Here is a 20,137-nt window from a genome sequence, read left to right on the forward strand (position 1 = left end):
CTTAAAAAATAAATATATTATATCTTAAACTCATAATGCCATTTTTCCGGGATTTAATATATTATTAGGGTCAAAAGCTTTTTTAATAGCTCGGAATAAATCCATCTCTTCTTGCGTGAAAGCAAGTTTCATAAAAGGTGCCTTTGAAAGACCAATGCCGTGCTCTCCACTTAATGTGCCACCAAGTTCAATGGTAATTTTAAAAATCTCTTCAATAGCTTCATAACCCCTTTTAACTTCTTCTTCTTTTGTGCCATCCACCATCACATTAGTATGCACATTACCATCCCCAGTATGACCAAAACACGGAATGAGGACATTATATTTTTTAGAAATTTCAGCAATTCTCTCTAAAAGCTCCGGAAGTTTAGAGCGAGGAACGGTAATATCCTCATTAAGTTTCTTACTTCCATAGATACTAATACTAGGGCTTGCATTCTTTCTAGCAAACCATAAATTTACAGATTCTTCCTCATTCTTCGCGACAATAAAATCATTTGCTCCATTTTCATAAAATTTTTCTTGTATCTTTGTAATTTGGTGAGTAATTTCTTCTTCTAAATTAGCATCTACCTCTGTTATAAGGATTGCTCCTGCTTCTTTTGGTAAGCCCTTATGGAATTTCTCCTCCACAGCTTTAATGGTAAGATTATCTAAAAATTCCATAGCTACAGGCGTAACACCACTTGCCATTGTTTTATAAACCGCATTCATTGCAGATTTAATACTTGGGAAGACGCCCATAGCACTTTTGCTATATTTTGGCTTACTTAAAAGCTTCAAAGTAATTTCTGTAATAACCCCTAAAGTTCCTTCACTAGCAATAAGAATCCCAGCAATATTATAACCCGCCACATCTTTAATAGTCTTTTTACCCGCCCTTATAATATTTCCATTAGGCAAAACTGCCCGCAAAGCCATTACAAAATCTTTTGTAATACCATATTTAGCAGCTCGCATACCTCCTGCATTTTCACTTACATTACCCCCTAAGGTAGAATAATGCTCACTTGCAGGATCGGGTGGATAAAACAATCCTACTGCCTCTACTGCCTTTTGAAGTTGCATATTAACAACACCAGGTTGCACTCTTGCTACCATATTCTCCATATCAATTTCTAAAATTTGATTCATATACTTTTCTAAGGCTAAAACTACACCGCCACCAACTGCTAATGCCCCTCCTGTAAATCCACTACCAGCACCACGTGGAACAATAGGGATTTTATAATCATTGCAGTATTTTACAACTTTACTCACTTCTTCTTCATTATGAGGAAACACGACACATTCAGGATATTTTCTTTCTCTTGTTGCGTCATAACAATAAGCACTTAAGTGAGCTTTATCATCAAAACAATCTTCCTCTCCAACAATAGCCCTTAAATCCCTAATCTGCTCTTGTGTCATTTTAAACCTTAAAAGATATTCTTAATGCTTTGAGTGAAATAATTAGTAATACGTCCAAAAAATGTTGCATCCTCATCCTTAATCTCACCTTTTAAAAGTGCGTCAAAATACAAATAATAATCTTGAGTTTTAACATCATTAATAATATAAGAAAACCAATTACTATTTACATCCCCTATACGCGAATAAAAGGGAAGGACTCTCTCTTGAATGGGTGCTCTCCCAGTAATATAATCTTTCTTTAGCACACTAAAGGTTTGACAATCTAAAACTTGCCCTTCATTAAGATTAACTAAATATACGACACCCGTAGCATATTGCAAACATATTTGCCTAAAATCTCCTTTAACAGGTGCAGTATGTCCAATATCCATTAAATAAGCAGCAAACAAATCAGGATGAAGCCAAGTTATATCAGGATAAGCAGCATTAATCTTCTCATAAATTTCTTGGGTAGGAGCAATAAGAAAAGCTCTATCATTAAAAGCTCTAAAAATTACCTCATCACCCTTTTGTGGAGTTAAAAGGGGTATTGGGAATGCCTTTTGTTCAAAACCTTTAAAAGATTCAAAAGCAATTTTTGCTTTATTGTCTTTAATTTCAATAACTGCAGCTTTAGCTACAATTCCAGAACGATCTTTATTAAACCAACGAATAATCTCACCACTCTCGCCTACTTTTAAGTCAAAAGCTGGAACATAAGCATAATGTTGAGAATCTTCATCCATTTCAATAATTGGAACAATAAGTTTATTGCCAAAAGGGGAGGCAAAAGCAAAAATATTAAAAAATACAGATATTATTAAAAGTCCAAAATATCTCATAAATCAAGCCCTAAATATATAGAATCTTAGTGCTTGGATTATAATAAACTTTTTCTTTAAAGAATGTAAATTTTAATAAATATACTCAAATAAACTAAAGAAGGGCTCTAAGAAGCTATACTTAAACTCTTAACTCTCACCCACCCAAACTCTCTTTAGCTATTTTTATAATCGATTCATCAGAGTTTAAATTTATCCAAAGAAATTGTTTTCCGCTTTGTTGCTCGCCATTTAATAAATCCCCACTATTTCTATATTGTAAATCCAACTTAGCAATTTCAAACCCATTTTGTATCTGGCAAAACCTCTCTAAACGTTCTATTTTATCTTTATTAGTATATAAAAAACAATAACCTTTTAATCCATTACGACTAACTCTGCCCCTTAATTGGTGCAAAGTTGCTAACCCTAAACGTTCTGCACCTACAATTACAATAGTAGAAAGTTTAGGCAAAGAAATTCCCACCTCTATGAGCGTTGTTGCGAGTAAAATATTTCCCTTATCTCTAAATTCTTCTAACACCAACTCTTTAGCTTTATCCTTGCCATAGGTAACATACACCCCTTGAAAATGTTTTTTCCAAAATATTTCTCCCTCCTTTAGAGGGACATAATCTGCATCTTTGCCCTCCTCCACCAGAGGATACACAATAATAATCTGATACCCTTTAACAATTTCTTTATGGATATGGACTAAAAGTTTTTTAAAATCTTGCTTATGAATAATCTCTGAATCAATATCCTTTTTATAAGGCAAATCTTCTATAAAACTAAAATCTAAAAAATTTGACTGAACCATTGCCAAAGTTCTAGGAATAGGAGTTGCAGAAAATTGCAAAATATGAGGACGTTTCAAGTCTTTCTCAAATTTTCTCTCTAAAGTGTTACGTTGTGCAGTTCCAAAACGATGCTGTTCATCAATCATCACTAAAGAATAATCTTGCAAATCCTGGTATAAAAGTGCGTGACTGCCAATAAGAAAATCACTAGTATGCAAATCCCCTTCTTTAGCACCTTGAGTGAATAGAGCAACTTTGATAAAAGGAGGTAGAAACTTTTGAGACTCCTCATAGATTTGTCTAGCCAATATAGAAGTTGGAGCCATTAATAAACTCTTGTTAGGATATGCCATTAGCACTGAAGCAAAAATAACCAAAGTCTTTCCACACCCAACATCCCCTATAATAACCCTTCTTGCAGCTTTGTTACTAGCAAGAGATTGTTTAATTTCATAAATAGCCTTCATCTGACCTAAAGTTAATTTAAAAGGCAAAGAATCTATCCAACCTTCAATCTCTCCTTGCAGAGACTTTAAACTTTGAAATTCCCTCTTTTTAGTTTTTAACTTCCGCATATATTCATAAATCTCTACAAACTTCAAAGCATCTAAAAAATCCCCAAAAAATCCTCCTTGTTTTTGAAAAGATTCAAAGAAATCAAGATTAGGTTGATAAATCATTAATAAAGCTTTTAAATATTTTACAGGAATCCTTGGGTAAAAACTTTGCAAAGATTGCAAAGAAATATTTTTAGAAAAATCACGCAACAAGCTTTCTTGAGTCCCCCTTGTGCCAAAATTTGGAAAAATCCCCTCTAAAGATTTTAATATTTTTGGCTGAATAAGCGTATAATATCCACCATTTTTTTGTATTTTGCCACTGATTATTAGATGCTCACCTGGAATGAATATATTTTTATGATAAGGCTTTGGATTAAAAATAACAAGCTCTATTTCTCTATCAAACAAAGAAGCATAACAAAGCACCTTAGCGGCTTTATAAGAAAAATATTTTAACACCTCTATTTTTAACACCACTTGGGTATTTGCCTCTAAAGTTTGGGATAAATAACTATTGGTATAGCCTTTAGGAGTAAAATGAAGCACAAATCCAAAAAAGGTTTGAATACCTAACTTTTTAATACTCTCTGGAATCTCCAATTAATCCGCACTCACAACAGAAAAGGTTAAAGCAGAAATCTCTTGGTGATTTTTAATATAAGCATTGACATCCTCAAGTTTAAGGTTTGCAATTTCTTGTAAAACTTTATGATTAAAATCAAGCGGCAAGCCTCTATAATGATTATTAAAAGCAGCATTTAATCTTTGCGAGAGTGTTTCATTACGCAATGGCTCACTACCTAATAAATATTGTTTAGCTTCTTGTAATTCTTGTTGTGTAATCCCCTTTTGTATAAATTCCTTTATAACTTCTTTAACAATACTCTTAGCCTCTTTTTCATTATCAATACTTGTTTGCAAATAGCCTTGTGCATAAGAAATTGTTTGACCTGCATTTAAGTGCATAACTGCAGAATAAGCTAATCCACGTTTAACACGAATTTCTTCCATCATGCGACTACCAAAACCACTTCCACCTAAAACAAAAGAGGCAACTTTAACCCTTGCAATTTCTTTTTGAACATCTTTAACCTCTAAAGGAGCACCAAAATAAATATAAGCTTGTTTGGTATCTTTAACTTGCCGTTTATACCCTTCATCTTGATGAACTTTGATAGGCTTAATTTGCACTGCTTTACCTTCAGGCAAACCCCCTAAAACATCATTTAGGCTTTGTGTAATTGTTAAAAAGTCAATATCCCCTCCTGCAATAACGATCGCTGATTTTAAATTAATGAAAGTTTGATAGAAATCTTGAATATTTTTTAAAGTAATTTTTTGAATAGATTCCTTTGTCCCACTTAATGGATATTCTAAGAGAGAATCCTTAAAAATCATGGCATTCAAAGCACGATTAGCTTGGTAGTCAAAATCACTTTCTTTTTCTAAAAGAGAAGTTAGCGCAGTTTCTTTTACTTTCTCTAAAGTAGCTTGTGTGAAATTTGGATCTTGAAGTAAAGACTTTAAGAGTCTAAATCCAGCCTGACTTTCCTTTTTCATACCACTTAAAGTAAAACTCATCGTTTCAAATCTACTCTCAACCTCTAAAGAAAGAGCCTTTTCTTCTAATTTTTGAGAAAATTTCGTAACCCCCAATTCTTTAGTCCCTTCATTTAAAATGCTACTTGTTAAATCCGACAATCCATAAATCTCTTTATTACTAATCCCTCCTGCACCTTTAAAAATAATTTGCACATAAAACAAAGGAAGTTGAACATTTTGCTCATAAATAATGGGAATATCCACACCCTTTATTTCAACATTCTTTAATTCAGCTGCCATTAAAAATCCTTTTATTCCAAGTAAAAATAAAAAAATGTGTAAAAAAACTCTCACGAAAAACACTCCAAAATATCATAAGCCGTATTGCGTTTTGCGGGAATCTCCCCAATATCTTTAATTAAACTTATCATTTCATTTTGATTCATAGAATTTTTAGCTCCTGCTGCAGCCACTACATTTTCTTCCATCATTGTGCTGCCTAAATCATTAGCACCAAATAACAAGGCTAATTGCCCGATATAAGAACCTTGTGTTACCCAACTACTTTGGATATTAGCAAAATTATCCAAAAAAATCCTACTACAAGCTAAAAGTCTTAAATACCGATTAGAAGAAGCTTTATGCAAATGAGGAAACTCTTTTTGCAAAGGCGTAAAGGCTGGTTGAAAACTCCATAAAATAAAAGCTCTAAATCCATTAGTCTCATCTTGTAAACCCCTAATCCTCTGCCAATGCTCTATAATATCCTCATCACTCTCTACACTTCCAAACATCATTGTAGCGGTGCTTTTCATACCAATTTTATGAGCTTGCCTATGAACTTCTATCCATTCATCAGAATCCAACTTTTTAGGTGCGATAATATCACGTACCCTATCACTTAATATTTCCGCTCCTGCCCCTGGTATAGAAGCAAGACCGCATTTTTGCAAACGTTCTAAAACTTCCAAAATAGAGATTCTCGAAATTTTTGCAATATAATTAATCTCAATAGCAGAAAACCCATGCACAGTTATTTGTGGATATTTTTGAGTAATATGCAAGAGTAAATCTTCATACCACTCTATTTTTAAACTCGGATGAACCCCACCTTGAAACAATATCTGTGTCCCACCAATAGCAAGCAATTCATCAATTTTTTTATCAATCTCATCAAAACTTAAAATATAAATATCTGCTTCATTGATTCTACGTTTAAACGCACAAAACTTACAATCCACCCAACAGATATTCGTATAATTAATATTCCTATCTACAATAAAACTCGTGATATTATCAGGATGCAATTGTTTTTTAATAGCAAAAGCTCTTTCTCCTAGCTCTTTTAAAGAAGCATTTTGCATCAAATCTAAAATCTCTTTAGGGCTAACTCTAGGGAGTTTTATTTTTACACTATCTCTATTTTTTATCTGCATAATTAAAATCTCTGTCCCATTGTAAATTCAAAAGATGAAGTGTTATCTCCGGGTTTATTATCAAGTGCCTTAGGAATAATAAAAGTAATCGCACCAATTGGTGAAATCCATTCTAAAGCAATACCTGTAGAACTTCTTCGTATTTGAGTGATATCATTTTTTCCAAGCATACCATAATCATAAAACACACTCAAACGCATAGGCACTGTTTCAAACAATCCATAACTAAGCTCCGCTGAACTATAAGAAGTTTTGTTAGCACCAATCCTTGTGCCAAATCTATCCCTTGGGCTAATAGAATTGGTTTGATAACCCCTAAGCGAATTTATCCCCCCTAAATAAAACCTCTCATTTAAAGGAACATAACCATTATCTTGAATATATCCTAACCTAGAGCGGAATCTAAAGGTCAAATCTACATCTATCAAATCCTCTAAGTTTTTAAAAAAATACAAATTACCAAAATACTTCAAAAACTCTGCATCACCACCAACTCCTGCATATTCTAAACTTGCATTAGCCTTCCAACCATTTTTAGGAAAAAAGTAAGAATCTGTATTATCATAATATACACCCGGTATTATGGAAGACTTAGTATATTTTCCGCGATAATAATTCAAATAAAAAGAATTGCTAAAACTTGAAAGCTCTGATTGTTGATACATATAGCCCAAGGTTGTCTCTAAAGTATCAGTAATCCTTCTTCCCCCAACAAGACTAAAACCTCTTGTTTTTTCTTTATAATCAAAGTTATCATATTGACTTTGATAAACATCTGTTGAGAGACTATAATTACTATCTAAAACTGCAGGATTATAGATATTAAAACGATAAGAAGTAGAAATTTGACTTTTATCAAGATAAATACCAGCCGTTAAGCCTGTCCCGAAAATATTCCTATCTTTAATCGAAGCACTCCCCATAATACCATCATAGCTACCATAACCTACACCAAAACTAAATTCACCTGTTTTAGCTTCTTTTACTTTAACAAGCAAATCAATGTTTTCCTCATCAATCCGTTTCTCCTCAATTTGAATATCATCAAAACCACCTGAACGCATAATAGAGTTTTTAGAACGTGTAATTTTTGTCATATTATATTCATCACCGGGTGCTAAGAGGATATTTCTACGAATTACTCTATCCAAAGTTTTAGAATTACCAGAAATAATAACATCATTAACTTTTACCTTTTTTCCAGGTTGAATATAATAGACAATACGAACTTCAGACTTTTCTACATCTTTATCCAAATCAGGAGTAACACGAGCAAAGGCATACCCTAAATCCCCAACTTTATATTTCAAAGTTTCCGCATCTTTACGCATTGTAGAAATATTAAAAACTTTTTTTTGCTTAGTTTTAATAGCACTATAAAGATCCTCATCATCAATTACCATTTCTTCTTGAACAATATCAATACTAGAAACCTTATAAGGTTTTCCCTCTTCAATATAATAATCTAACTCTGCATCATAGGTTGTAAAATCCGTCCTTAAAAAAGGCTGGCTAACTTTAGCATCTAAATAACCTTTTTGCAAATAAAGATCTTGAATCCTAAGCGAATCTGTCTCAATCTCATTAATTTGCAACTTACCACTATTAAACCCCCACATCCAACCTAAAAAATCTCTTTCTTTATTAGCAGTTGAAGCTTCAATACGAGATACCTTAAGATTTTCTCTCCCATAATAGTTAGCTTTACGAATAATAATTTCTTCACCCTGATTAATCTCCAATGTTACTTTAAGAGCATTTTGGCTAATTTCTTCAATTTTTGATTCTATTATAGTATCATAGCGACCTTGTTTTTCAAACATTTCAATAATGCGTTTCTTTGTAGCATTAATTTTCATTTCATCATAAACATCGCCCTTTTTTAATCCTATTTCTTTATTAATAACAGTTTGATCTTTACCTGCTCCATAACCACTAATAATTAAACTTGCAATAACAGGCTTTTCAACAAAATGAAAAACCAAAATCCCACCCTCTTCTGTAGCCCAAATATCTTTAAAATATCCCTGCTTATAAAAATCAAGAATAGATTGATTAATCCTTTGAACATCAAGCGTTTTACCAATTTGCACTTTAGCAATCTCATTAGCAATAAGGGGAGAAATATAATTTAGCCCATCATAACGCACCTCTTTGATAATAGGCAATTCAGCACCAACAACCAAAGCACAAGAGCCAACTAATCCCAATAAAAATGATTTAAGAGCTTTCATTAATGATAAAACCTCGCAACTTTAAATAGCAAAATTAATATTAAAGTTCCAATTATACCCTAATTTTGACATTAAACCTACTAAAACTAAAGCAAATAAATATATAATTTTCAAAAAACTTTAAATGAGGATAAATGCAAGCAGGAATTATTGGTCTAGGATTAATTGGTGGTTCTTTAGGATTAGCACTAAAAGAAAGTGCAATGTTTAAAAGGATTGTGGGGTTAGATAACAACGAGATTCATTTGCAACAAGCCCTGTCTTTAGGCTTAATTGATGAAGGTGTAGAATTAGAGAAAATCAAGCAATGCGATGTTATTTTTCTTGCAACACCCGTAGAAGCCATCTTAGAGATTCTTCCTCAACTCATTGGCGTATCCCCACATACCACAATTATTGATTTAGGTAGCACAAAATATTTAATATCCCAAAATATCCCCCCAAGTATTCGCAAAAATTTTATCTGTGCTCATCCTATGAGTGGGACAGAAAATTTTGGACCAAAGGCAGCATTTAAAGACCTTTTGCCCCATCATATCATAGTTTTAACAGATTTAGAACAAAGCGGAGAATTTCAAATTTCAATGGCAAAAGAAATATTCATTACTTTGAAAATGAATATTATCAAAATGGATTCAAAATCACACGATAACCACGCTGCTTTCATTAGCCATTTACCGCATATCATTAGTTATGCCCTAGCAAATACCGTGCTATCCCAACAAAACCCAAAAGATATACTAACCCTAGCAGGCGGAGGATTTAAAAGTATGGTGCGAATCGCTAAGAGCTCTCCTAAAATGTGGAGTGATATTTCTAAACAAAATCGTGAAGAAATTTTAAAATCCTTAGAATACTTCCAAAAAGAAATAAACTTTGCAAAAGAGTTAATTAACAACCAAAAATGGGAGGAATTAGAAAATTGGATGACAGAGGCAAATTCCCTTTATAAGATTTTCTAATCCCTAAAAGGCTGAAGCCATAATATTAAATCATCCCCAATTTGTTGTGAATACAAAATCCTAAAATTAGCTTGAAGTTGCATATGAAGCTGAAAATCACTCTGCATAGAAGGATTTAGAAAAAACAATACCATATCAATTTGGGGGATCAAAGTCTTAAACAACTCTGCTCCCCCCTCACACATCACAAAACCTTCAAACTTTTCTATCTTATGGAGTATTTTTACTTCTCTCTTAGGAACAAAAAATAAAGGAGCTTTTTTAGGAAAATCTCTTAAATGCGTTAAGATTGTTACACAAGGTGGTCTTTTATCCTTTAAGGTTGCATACCTGCAATCAAGTATGGGATTATCTAAACGCACACTTTTACCAGAAATTAGAAGGATATCTACTCTTGTCCTTAAATTATGCATAAAACTTTGTGCGGCTTTAGAGCTAATTTGCCCTCCATCAATGCTGCCATCTAAACGACTAGCATATTTAAAAAGGATGAAACTCCCTTTGCTTTGCAGACTACTAAAAGGAATTAATAATGCCTTAGAATCTTCATAAGCCCTCAAAAGCTCTTTTTCCTCCCAAGCCTTTATAACTTGCACTCCACAACTTTTAAGTGCGTTAGCCCCTCCTTTAGCCTCTTTATTACAATCCTGTGTCCCAATAATGATTTTTTTAATCCCTAATAATTTTAAAAGTTCTGCACAAGAGGGAGTTTTTCCACGATGTATGCAGGGTTCTAAAGTAACATAAAGGGTTATATCTTTGAAATAATCCTTAGCATTTTCTAAAAGAAATTGATGAATCTCTTGAGATTGAAAAAGATTAAAAATTGAAGAATCTCCGCTTAGGCGATAATAAGATTCTTGCAATGCTAAAACCTCAGCGTGCGGATCACCTGCAACTTTGTGAGCTTGAATGCTTAAAATCGCCCCAAACTTATCTAAGATAACAGCCCCAACAGCAGGATTTGGCAAAGTTTGACACTGATAATCCCAAGCTTTTTTAATCGCTAAATCAAGATAAAAAGAATCTACCATAGAAAATAAGTTTGTGCTTTTTTGATGGCTTCTATAGGGATACTCTGCCCACTTTCAAGCTTTATAGAATCCTCATAAACCTCTACTAATTTACCTTTAAATTCCCTCTTATCGAGCATTTTAACTTTCACAAGCTCACCAATAGCACCTTGAAAATGTGTTAATGTCTTTAAAATGCGTTCAATTCCCGGTGAGCTAACTTCCAAAAAATAATTCTCAAAATTTGGCATTTCTACATCTAAAAGTGGTGAGAGGGCAAGACTAACCTCTTGACATTCCTCAAGACTAACAGAGGGCTTTTTAGAAATATAAACGCGTAAGATTTTATGATTATTTTCATTGATAATAGCCATATCATATAGCTCACAACCCAAACTTTGGATTAAAATAGAAATTTTTGCTTCTAAATCCGAGCTTATCATTACTCTAATGCTCCTAAATCTAACCCTCTTGCTTTGTCCCCCTGCTTTATATTCCTCTCTTTTTGTAAAGCTTGAAAAATCCTATCAAGACGCATTTCTTTCTCTAAAGAATCATCAAAAACAAAGTTAAAATCTGGACAACGAAACCAACCACTCTCTTCTAAGCAATATCCTTTGATAATATTTCTTGCTTTTTTTAGCTGGTGAAGAATAACTTTTTTTTCCTCTTGTGTGATAAAAGAAGGATCTAAAAAAACTTGTGCGAAATACTTTCCTCTAGAACATTTTACCTCTAACACACTAAGATTATTTAATCTTGTATCCTCTAAATTCGCTAAAGCAGAGGGAATAAGCTCTTTTAAGAGAGATTGGATTCGTTCTAATTTAATGTTTTTCATTTATAATGTCCTTTGTTTTTCCACTTCCTTATAAGTTTCAAAGACATCGCCTACTTGAATATCATTATAATTTTCTAAAACAATCCCGCATTCAAAACCTTTAGCTACCTCTCTTACATCATCTTTAAAACGTTTAAGGGAAAGAATATTGCCATTATGTATTACCACTCCATTACGAATTAATCGCACTTTAATACCTTTTTGAATAACACCATCTGTTACAAAACAGCCCGCAATAGTCCCAACTTTTGCGATATTAAAAGTCTCTCTAACTTCAGCTTCCCCAGTATTTTCCTCTTCAAGCACAGGAGAGAGAAGCCCTCCTAATAATGCTTTAATATCATCAATAAGTGCATAAATAATAGAATAAGTTTTAATCTCAACTCCTAATTCTTTCGCTTTATTTTTTACACTTCCAGTTGGTCGCACATTAAATCCCAAAATAACAGAATTTGCACTAGCAGCAGCCAAAGTTACATCACCCTCTGTAATTCCTCCTACACCTTTATGAACAATATTAACTTTTACCTCTTCATTTTGAAGCTTTTCTAAACTTCCTTTAATAGCCTCTAAACTTCCTTGTGTATCGGCTTTAACAATAACGGGAAGATTTTTTAATTGCCCAAGTGCTACCATAGTGCTTAATTCATCAAAAGAAACCTTTGTAGAATGAGAAAACTCTTTTTGTCGCAAATGTGCTAAACGTTTTTGTGCATACTCTCTTGCAATATTATCATTAGCCACCACGAGCAAAATAGAACCTGCTGGAGGCACTTCATTGAATCCCGTAATTACTCCAACCCCAGATGGCAAAAGATTCGTAACATTTTTGCCATTATCATCACTAATAGCCCTTACTCTCCCAAATGCCGTATCTGCAATGATACTATCACCAACTTTTAAAATCCCATTTTGAATAATTAAAGTCGCTACAGGACCCTTGCCCTTCTCTAAGCTACTTTCAATAACGACTGCACGAGCAGGTCTATGAGGATTAGCCTTTAAATCCAAAATTTCTGCTTGTAATAAGATAATTTCCAACAAATCATCAATACCCTCTCCACTCTTAGCGGAAATATGCACAAACTCATAGTCTCCCCCCCATTCAAGCGGAGTAAATCCTAATTCCGCCGCTTCTGCTTTAACCTTATCAGGATTAGCATCAGGTTTATCAATCTTATTAATCGCAATAATAATACAAGCATTAGCGGCTTTGGCGTGATTAAGTGCTTCAATAGTTTGCGGCTTTACCCCATCATCAGCTGCAATGACAATAATAGCAATATCTGTAATTTGTGCTCCACGAGAACGCATCTCACTAAAAGCCTCGTGTCCGGGAGTATCAATAAAAGTGATTTGCTTCCCTCCTTTGGTGATTGTATAAGCACCAATATGTTGTGTAATGCCGCCTGCTTCACCAGAAACTACTTTTGTATTCCTAATCACATCTAATAAAGAAGTTTTTCCATGATCAACATGCCCCATAATCGTAACTACTGGTGCTCTAGGCTCTAAATGCTCTTCTTTGTCCTCATCATCGTGGAGCTGCGTATAATCTAATTCATCCGCGGTATTAATAATTTCAATTTCAACACCAAACTCTTCAGCTAAAATTTCAATAGCATCTTTTTCTAAAAAATCATTTTTAGTAATCATCATTCCAAGATTAAAAAGCACTTTAATAACTTCACCCGTAGAACGTTTAATTTTCTCTGCAAATTCATAAGCCCTAATCTCCTCTGGGACTCTAACAACTCCACTAATGGATTCTTCTACTTTTTGAGGTTTTGGGGCTTTTTTACGGCTTGATCGTCTCGTTGTGCCTTGCTCCATAAAAGGATTATGTCTTTGAACTTTGATTCTATCAGTAGCTACCTTTTTTTCATTCTCCTCTTCATCAATATCTACTTCATCTTGCACACTTAAATCAAATAAAATGATGCCCTCATCTTCCTCATCATCACTTGAAGTATGAAATTCTCTATTATCTAATAAATCTATTTTTTGCTGGTTTTTTTTCATCACAAGGGGTTTATCTTTTTTCTTTTTCTTTTCCCTTTTAGAAAAACTCTCATCTAAATTTCCAAGCAAATCCTGCAAAGTCTTACCCGTTACTTCTTTCTTTTTCTCTACTTTTGGTAACTCTTCTTTAATATCCCGCTTTTTAACGATCCTTAACCCTGTTCGTTTAATAGCTGGATTATCTTGAGTAAAGTCTAAATGTAACTCTTCAATAACATTATTAGGTTTATCTAATTTCTCCTCAATCTCTTGTGTAGATATTTCAGAAATTTGTTTTTTCTTTTCTTTAACTTTTTTAATAGTATTCTTACTTTCTTTAGCTTCTATAATAGGAGTTTCTTTTAAAGAATTACTTTTTTTAGCAGCTGTTTGTTTAGTCTCTTTTTTAACTTCCTCTTGAGCCCTCTCAACACTTTTTCCTGATAAAATATAATTATATAATTCTTCAGCTTGTGTAGCCGTTACACCACTAGAAGCAGTTTTTACTTCAAAACCTAGCTCTTGAGCTTTTTGGATTATTTCTTTGCTTGTTTTCCCAATTTCTTTGGCAATCTGACTAATACGGATTTTATCCATATACAAAAATCTCCTTTAATGATTGTTTTAAAATTTTTTTCAACCCTTTGTCAATCTTACAAGTTTTTATAATGCAATCAACAATTCTATTGTTATCTACACAATCTCTACACACATAAAAACTCCTTCCTACACCACTAAATTTGATAAGTTCTCCCTCTTTATATTGCAAACGTATTAATTGGGATTTTAAAAATCTACCCCTACAAACAATACACATTCTAACCGGATTAGACATTAATATTCCCACATTATAACAAGCTAGAACTTAAATTCATCATCAAAAACCATACCAAAATTATCAAATTCAAGACTTAAAACTCTTAATTTATAAAATTTAGAAGATAAAGCTTCATATAAATGCTTAGAATCCTCTGCATAACAAAGATTAAAAAAAGTCGATCCACTCCCTGATAAAGTGCTCATAAGTGCACCATTAGTAAGTGCAGTTTTTTGCACATCAAATAAAATAGGGATTTGTCGCATTCTATAATATTGGTGTAATCTATCCATACTTGCTTCTTTTAGTAACTCCCACTTTTCCTCAAAAAAAGCGACACTTAAAAATGCAGAATGCGAAAGGTTAAAAAAGGCATCTTTTTGTAAATATTTTTTGGGCAATGTTTGACGCGATAAATATGTAGAAATAGATTGGTTAGGAATAACCACAACAGCAGAAATACAATGGGGCAATTGTTTATTTAAAAAACGCACCTCTTTATTATGAATCATACAAGTATTAAACCCTCCCATACAAGCTGGAGTAATATTATCAGGATGCGTTTCATAATGCAAAGCTGCATTTAAAATCTTTTGCTTATCAAAAGCTTCACCAGCAACTTTAAAAGCTGCACTAAGTGCACCAATAATCACAGCAGAAGAGCTGCCCAAACCCTAGAAATAGGAATAGAGTTATTAAAAACAAATTTAAAAGGAGGCGTTTCACCTATGAGTTTTTTAAGCTGCTCATTAAAAATCCTAACAAAAGCATTATCTATACGCAATTTTGGATTCTTTGAACCCTCACCCAAAATCTGTATAGAAGTGAATTTAGAGGGTTTTAAACTAAAATAATTATAAAGCTTCAAAGCAAGCCCTAAACTATCAAACCCCGGTCCTAAATTAGCACTCGTTGCTGGAACACGTAATTGCATTAAATACCTTTTAATCCAAATTAGCAAATTTTAAGGTAAATTCCACCTCACCTTTGCCAATACGTAGCTCTTTAGCTATAGAATCTACACTCCAACCATCTTTAAACATAGAAATAATGCGTCCCTCATCGATATTACTAGGATTTGTTGGGGTATAAGCAAATTCCTTAATCCTATCTTCTAGTGTAAAAACCTTTCCCTCCACCTCCTCTTTATATTGTTTATATTCCTCATTTAATCTTTCTATTTGACTCCTTAAAGGCATTACTTGTGAATGCAAATTTGTATCAATAAGATTCTTCATTTCTAAACGGGTATCTTGATAAATTTGCTGCTTAATACTTTGCTTAAAACCCTCTAAATCACTCTCATAAGTTTTAAGCTTTTTTTGCAAACGATAAATCTCCTTATTTAAGTCCTCAATAGATTTCTCATAACGTTTAGATCTTTTAGTATTTTCTGCATCTTTTAGATAAAAATAAATAATTAATAAAGCAAAAACTAAACCAACCCCCACACCAACCCATAACAAAATATTCTCATTACCAATTATCATTAACATCAACCTTATTTATTAGACTTCATAAAGCGAATAAGTGCTCTTTCTTTAGAAGCTACATAGCTATCCCATTCCATTTCATCTCTTGTATGAATCTTCTCAATCCAAGCAAGATTATCACGTAATACAAAGTAAATAGGGACAATCCTTATAGGAAAAGTTGGAAGTTCAATCCTGCCATAATACAAAATATTCTCTGAAATTTTTGAATCTTTTAACACAAAGCAACTATGCCCTATAGTTGTTACTAAATCCGAATTTGCCAAAGGAATATAAGTCTTTTTATTCCCCTCTATCCTTTGTTCTAAAGATTCTATTTTTCTATAAATCTCAACTAGCAATTCTAAAATAATGGTATTCTCCCCTTCTAAATTCCCCTTTTTAGCACGCATTAAACGCAACCATTCCCCAATGGGGTCTTCATCACTTTGTGTGAGTTTATTAAATTCCATTACAAAAGACTCTGAATTATTATGAACCTCCTCATATTCAATCTTTAATAAAGTATCAATTAAACGACTTTTCATAACCTCTACCCTCTTATTACCAAATCTAAAATACAAAATCCAAAAAATATTACACCCAAATAACCATTAACACTAAAAAATGCTCGTGGAATATTATGAAAATTTTTCGCCACAAGGTATTGTTCATAAGCAAGAAACAAAGCAGCAATTACAAGCCCAACCCACATAAAAATTCCAAGTTTAGCCCAATAAATAAATAAAGCCCAAAAAACAATAACTAGTATATGAAAAATTCTTGATAAATACAAGGTTCTCTCAATCCCTAAAAAACTTGGTATGGAATGCAATCCCTCCTTTTTATCGTGTTGAACATCTTGCAAGGAATACAATAAATCAAATCCAGCTACCCAAAACAAAACCCCCACACATAAAGGCAAAGACCATAATAAAACCTCTCCACTAACCGCCACTACTCCGGCAATAGGGGCTAAACCTAAACATAATCCAAGCACTAAATGTGCTAAAGATGAAACCCGCTTCACCAAAGAATACCCCGCCAAAACCCCCAAAATAGGAAAAGAAAGATAGAAACAAAGAGGATTGATAAAAAAACTCACAAGAATAAAAATTAAAGCATTAATTCCAATAAAAACAATCATTGCCTTAACAGAAATTCTACCATCAACACTAGGGCGATTTTGTGTGCGTGGATTTGTCTTATCAAACCTTCTATCAACACAACGATTAAAAGCCATCGCAAAATTCCTAGCACTTAGGGTTGCAATCACCCCAAAGATTAATAACTTCCAACCAAACCATCCATTAGCAGCAACACACATCGCAATAAAAATAAAAGGCATAGAAAAAATACTATGCTCAAACATTACAAGTTCGCTAAAATCCTTAACCTTTACGCTAAAATCCTTAAACACTCCTAAATCTCCACACCAACAATCTAAAAATACGATATTTTAATGACTCCAACATAGTTTGAAGTTTGAAACTAAAAATTTTATAAAAATATTTTTAGAAATATCTTGCATTGAAATATTTTCAAGAATTAATAAATCCACAATCCTTAAAAATATTAAAGAACCCAAAATTCTAACGCATTTTTTTAAAAAACTAAATTAAAGATAAAAGAGCATTTGGGATTCTTTTTAGAATATTTTGTTATAATCTTTTTAGAATATTTACTTCATTTTATTTCAATTAAACACAAAGGAAGCATCAATGAAAATTATGATAATCCAAGGTCCAAATCTCAATATGTTAGGTGTTAGAGATCCAAAAATTTATGGAAATATAACACTTCAAACCATTCACGAAAATATCCAAAAACACGCTGAACAAATGAATATCGAAGTGGATTTTTTTCAAAGCAATTTTGAAGGAGAAATTGTCGATAAAATCCAAGAATGCCTAGGACAATATAATGGTATCATCATTAATCCTGCAGCATATTCCCATACTTCTGTTGCTATCCGTGATGCCATTAGCTCGGTTAATCTACCAACTATTGAAGTGCATATTAGCAATATCTACGCTAGAGAAGACTTTAGGCACAAAAGCATTACAGCGGCAGTATGTGCTGGAATGATCACTGGATTTGGTCCTATGAGTTATCATCTAGCACTCCAAGGTCTCTCGCAAATCTTGGGGGAAATTCAAGCTATCCAACAAGCACAAGCACAAGCACAAACTATGCAACAAAATTAAATCTCAAAGATAATGTTAAAATTTATTGACTTTAGGATAATTAGGAAAAATGGAACAAAAATCTTTAAGAAAAAAGATACTCACCCAAAAATCATACTATGCAACAAAAACCTATAATATTAGGGAATATAAACCCAATTTTTTCTATATCACCCCAACACTTTTTAAACCAAAATATCTTTTTAAAATTCGTAAAAAACTATCAAACTTTCTCACTCAAACTTCAAATCCTTATAATCTCTTTACCAACAAAGCCTTAAAATCCTACGCCATCTTAGGAATTGGTGGTAACAAAGGCAATGTTTTAGAGACTTTTTGGAAATTCTTTAACAAGCTAAAAAATAAAAATATTATAATCTATCATTCACCTTTTTTAAAGAATCCCGCTTTTGGATATACCCAACAAGCAGATTTTTATAATGGGATAGTTTGGGTAAAAACCAATCTTTGCCCCATTGATTTTTTTAGTTATTGTAGTTATTTAGAACGTATTTTTAAGCGGGATAGAAAAAGGATATTTAAAAATGCACCGCGAACCCTAGATATAGATATTTTAGGCTTTAAAAATATGAAAATTACTTTCAAGGAACTGCACATTCCCCATAAAGAATGGGCTAAGAGAGAAAGTGTTTTAATTCCACTAAAAGGGTTTCAATGAAATTATTTACCTACAATGCAGAAACTTCCGCACTTGCTATTACACAGGCAAAAAAGGAATTAGGTGATGAATTTTCTATCATTTCTCAAAAAAAACTAGCTAATGGAAATTATGAAATCTCTGTTGCCATTAGTGAGGAGGAATTTAACAAAAATAAAGATAATCAAGACAATCAAGAATCCTCGATTAAAACTAATAATATCGCACAACGACTAGAGCTTATCGCACAAAAAGAATTAGAAAGAAAACGTTCTTTGCAAAATACACAATCCCCCCTCCCTGAAGAGGTATCCTTACAGCTCTCTGATGCAGTGCGTCAAATCTCCCAAATTGCTGGTGTTGCGACAAAAATGCCCCCCGCAAAATCCCCCTATCCACAAGAAGATAAACTAAAATCCAATATCCCAAAAGAAGAAACCCCAACAAAAGAACACAAAAAAAGCAAGGAATACAAACAAGGTTTAGGGGAGTTAAAAATTATCCAAAATGAAATTAACCGCTTAAATGACAAAATAAAGCTTATACAAAATATGTTTTGGGAAGAAAGAGGTCCTAAAAAAGAGGGATTAATCATTCCTCACGAATTTGCTGAAATTTATAGAATCGCTAAAGCAAGCGGAATGTTAAAAGAACATTTAGAAAAAATTATGCAATTAACACTGGAATTAATGCCTATTAAAATGCGTGAAAACTCCATACTCATCAAAAGATATTTTAGGGAAGTTTTACGCAAAATGGTTTATGCAAGAACAGAAAATCTAAATAGCAATGCCAAAAACATTATGATGTTAGTAGGTCCAACAGGTGTGGGCAAAACAACCACTTTAGCAAAACTTGCAGCGCGTTATTCAAGGCTACTCAATAGACATTATAAAGTAGGAATTATCACATTAGATACCTATAGAATAGGTGCGGTCGATCAATTAATGTTTTATGCTAAAAAGATGAAATTAAGTATTGATACGGTGGTAGATACAGAAGAATTTATTAATGCTCTAGATTCTTTAAAATACTGCGATTATATTTTAATTGATACTGTAGGAAGCTCACAACACGATAGAGCTAAATTACAAGCCCTAAAAAGCTTTGTCAATGCAGACTCAAATTCTAAAGTAGATGTTAGCCTAGTGATGAGTGCAACAACAAAATATGAAGACTTAAAAGATATTTACCACACTTTTTCAACACTAGGGATTGATACACTAACCTTTACAAAACTTGATGAAACTAACAACTATGGCAATATTTTCTCCCTCATTTATGAAACCAAAAAACCAACAAACTATTTCTCAATCGGGCAAGAAGTTCCCAATGATATAAAAGTAGCAAGTAGCGATTTTTTAATTGATTGTTTGCTAGATGGCTTTATTAGGGCATAATG

General features: G+C 32.9%; 18 protein-coding genes and 1 pseudogene. 4 read left to right on the plus strand and 15 right to left on the minus strand.

The annotated features are described in order from the left end of the window. Window positions 1-30: 30 nt before the first annotated feature. From glcD to bamA, 6 genes are all read right to left on the minus strand, one after another. Window positions 31-1,410, minus strand: a complete 1,380-nt coding sequence (glcD, locus tag CDV25_RS05185) for a glycolate oxidase subunit GlcD (protein WP_108911050.1) — start codon at window positions 1,408-1,410, stop codon at window positions 31-33. A gap of 8 nt (window positions 1,411-1,418) precedes the next feature. Then, window positions 1,419-2,234: a plasminogen-binding N-terminal domain-containing protein gene (locus tag CDV25_RS05190; protein WP_108911051.1), complete on the minus strand. Its 816-nt coding sequence runs from the start codon at window positions 2,232-2,234 to the stop codon at window positions 1,419-1,421. A gap of 136 nt (window positions 2,235-2,370) precedes the next feature. Further along, window positions 2,371-4,173, minus strand: coding sequence for an ATP-dependent DNA helicase RecG (recG, locus tag CDV25_RS05195; protein WP_108911052.1), 1,803 nt, complete (start codon window positions 4,171-4,173; stop codon window positions 2,371-2,373). After that, the gene (locus tag CDV25_RS05200; protein ID WP_108911053.1) at window positions 4,174-5,415 is read right to left on the minus strand and encodes a M16 family metallopeptidase; all 1,242 of its coding nucleotides are present in this window, start codon (window positions 5,413-5,415) and stop codon (window positions 4,174-4,176) included. A gap of 50 nt (window positions 5,416-5,465) precedes the next feature. Further along, the gene (locus CDV25_RS05205; RefSeq protein WP_108911054.1) at window positions 5,466-6,551 is read right to left on the minus strand and encodes a dehypoxanthine futalosine cyclase; all 1,086 of its coding nucleotides are present in this window, start codon (window positions 6,549-6,551) and stop codon (window positions 5,466-5,468) included. Window positions 6,552-6,553: 2 nt separating this feature from the next. Beyond that, window positions 6,554-8,785 carry an outer membrane protein assembly factor BamA gene (gene bamA / locus CDV25_RS05210; RefSeq protein WP_108911055.1) on the minus strand — a complete coding sequence of 744 codons (2,232 nt, stop codon included), beginning with the start codon at window positions 8,783-8,785 and terminating at the stop codon, window positions 6,554-6,556. 134 nt (window positions 8,786-8,919) lie between these two features. Between bamA and CDV25_RS05215 the strand changes: the two genes are divergently transcribed. Beyond that, window positions 8,920-9,747 carry a prephenate dehydrogenase gene (locus tag CDV25_RS05215; protein WP_108911056.1) on the plus strand — a complete coding sequence of 276 codons (828 nt, stop codon included), beginning with the start codon at window positions 8,920-8,922 and terminating at the stop codon, window positions 9,745-9,747. On the opposite strand, the gene ribD is transcribed toward CDV25_RS05215, so the two are convergent. The 9 genes and pseudogenes from ribD to mqnP all read right to left on the minus strand — a co-directional run bounded on the left by ribD (window position 9,744) and on the right by mqnP (window position 17,263). Further along, window positions 9,744-10,781, minus strand: coding sequence for a bifunctional diaminohydroxyphosphoribosylaminopyrimidine deaminase/5-amino-6-(5-phosphoribosylamino)uracil reductase RibD (ribD, locus tag CDV25_RS05220; RefSeq protein WP_108911057.1), 1,038 nt, complete (start codon window positions 10,779-10,781; stop codon window positions 9,744-9,746). The genes CDV25_RS05215 and ribD overlap by 4 nt on opposite strands. Next, window positions 10,775-11,203: a ribosome maturation factor RimP gene (rimP, locus tag CDV25_RS05225; protein ID WP_108911058.1), complete on the minus strand. Its 429-nt coding sequence runs from the start codon at window positions 11,201-11,203 to the stop codon at window positions 10,775-10,777. Before rimP ends, ribD begins: the two co-directional genes overlap by 7 nt. Next, window positions 11,203-11,601 (minus strand): 30S ribosome-binding factor RbfA, encoded by a 399-nt coding sequence (rbfA, locus tag CDV25_RS05230; protein ID WP_108911059.1) that lies wholly within the window; start codon window positions 11,599-11,601, stop codon window positions 11,203-11,205. Before rbfA ends, rimP begins: the two co-directional genes overlap by 1 nt. Beyond that, window positions 11,602-14,199, minus strand: coding sequence for a translation initiation factor IF-2 (gene infB, locus CDV25_RS05235; protein ID WP_108911060.1), 2,598 nt, complete (start codon window positions 14,197-14,199; stop codon window positions 11,602-11,604). It lies immediately after the preceding gene. Beyond that, window positions 14,192-14,437: a DUF448 domain-containing protein gene (locus CDV25_RS05240; RefSeq protein ID WP_034554436.1), complete on the minus strand. Its 246-nt coding sequence runs from the start codon at window positions 14,435-14,437 to the stop codon at window positions 14,192-14,194. The genes infB and CDV25_RS05240 overlap by 8 nt, the downstream gene beginning before the upstream one ends. A gap of 23 nt (window positions 14,438-14,460) precedes the next feature. Next, a pseudogene (gene thrB / locus CDV25_RS05245) lies at window positions 14,461-15,353 on the minus strand (homoserine kinase). A gap of 10 nt (window positions 15,354-15,363) precedes the next feature. Further along, window positions 15,364-15,909 carry a DUF6115 domain-containing protein gene (locus tag CDV25_RS05250; RefSeq protein ID WP_239056309.1) on the minus strand — a complete coding sequence of 182 codons (546 nt, stop codon included), beginning with the start codon at window positions 15,907-15,909 and terminating at the stop codon, window positions 15,364-15,366. 11 nt (window positions 15,910-15,920) lie between these two features. Continuing rightward, a complete protein-coding gene (locus CDV25_RS05255) occupies window positions 15,921-16,439 on the minus strand; it encodes a hypothetical protein (protein WP_034554430.1) in 519 nt (172 codons plus the stop codon). A gap of 5 nt (window positions 16,440-16,444) precedes the next feature. Then, window positions 16,445-17,263: a menaquinone biosynthesis prenyltransferase MqnP gene (gene mqnP, locus CDV25_RS05260; RefSeq protein WP_108911061.1), complete on the minus strand. Its 819-nt coding sequence runs from the start codon at window positions 17,261-17,263 to the stop codon at window positions 16,445-16,447. Between the two features lie 349 nt (window positions 17,264-17,612). Here mqnP and aroQ point away from each other — a divergent pair, with 349 nt between their 5' ends. From aroQ to flhF, 3 genes are read left to right on the plus strand one after another with little or no spacing between them, the layout of a single operon-like run. After that, on the plus strand, window positions 17,613-18,098 hold the full coding sequence (gene aroQ / locus CDV25_RS05265; protein ID WP_108911062.1) for a type II 3-dehydroquinate dehydratase: 486 nt from the start codon (window positions 17,613-17,615) through the stop codon (window positions 18,096-18,098). Window positions 18,099-18,147: 49 nt separating this feature from the next. Continuing rightward, window positions 18,148-18,756 (plus strand): 2-amino-4-hydroxy-6-hydroxymethyldihydropteridine diphosphokinase, encoded by a 609-nt coding sequence (gene folK / locus CDV25_RS05270; protein ID WP_194145526.1) that lies wholly within the window; start codon window positions 18,148-18,150, stop codon window positions 18,754-18,756. Beyond that, a complete protein-coding gene (flhF, locus tag CDV25_RS05275; protein WP_108911063.1) occupies window positions 18,753-20,135 on the plus strand; it encodes a flagellar biosynthesis GTPase FlhF in 1,383 nt (460 codons plus the stop codon). Before folK ends, flhF begins: the two co-directional genes overlap by 4 nt. Window positions 20,136-20,137: the final 2 nt, after the last annotated feature.

It is taken from the genome of Helicobacter apodemus, assembly GCF_003097575.1.
Taxonomy (GTDB): Bacteria; Campylobacterota; Campylobacteria; order Campylobacterales; family Helicobacteraceae; genus Helicobacter_D; species Helicobacter_D apodemus.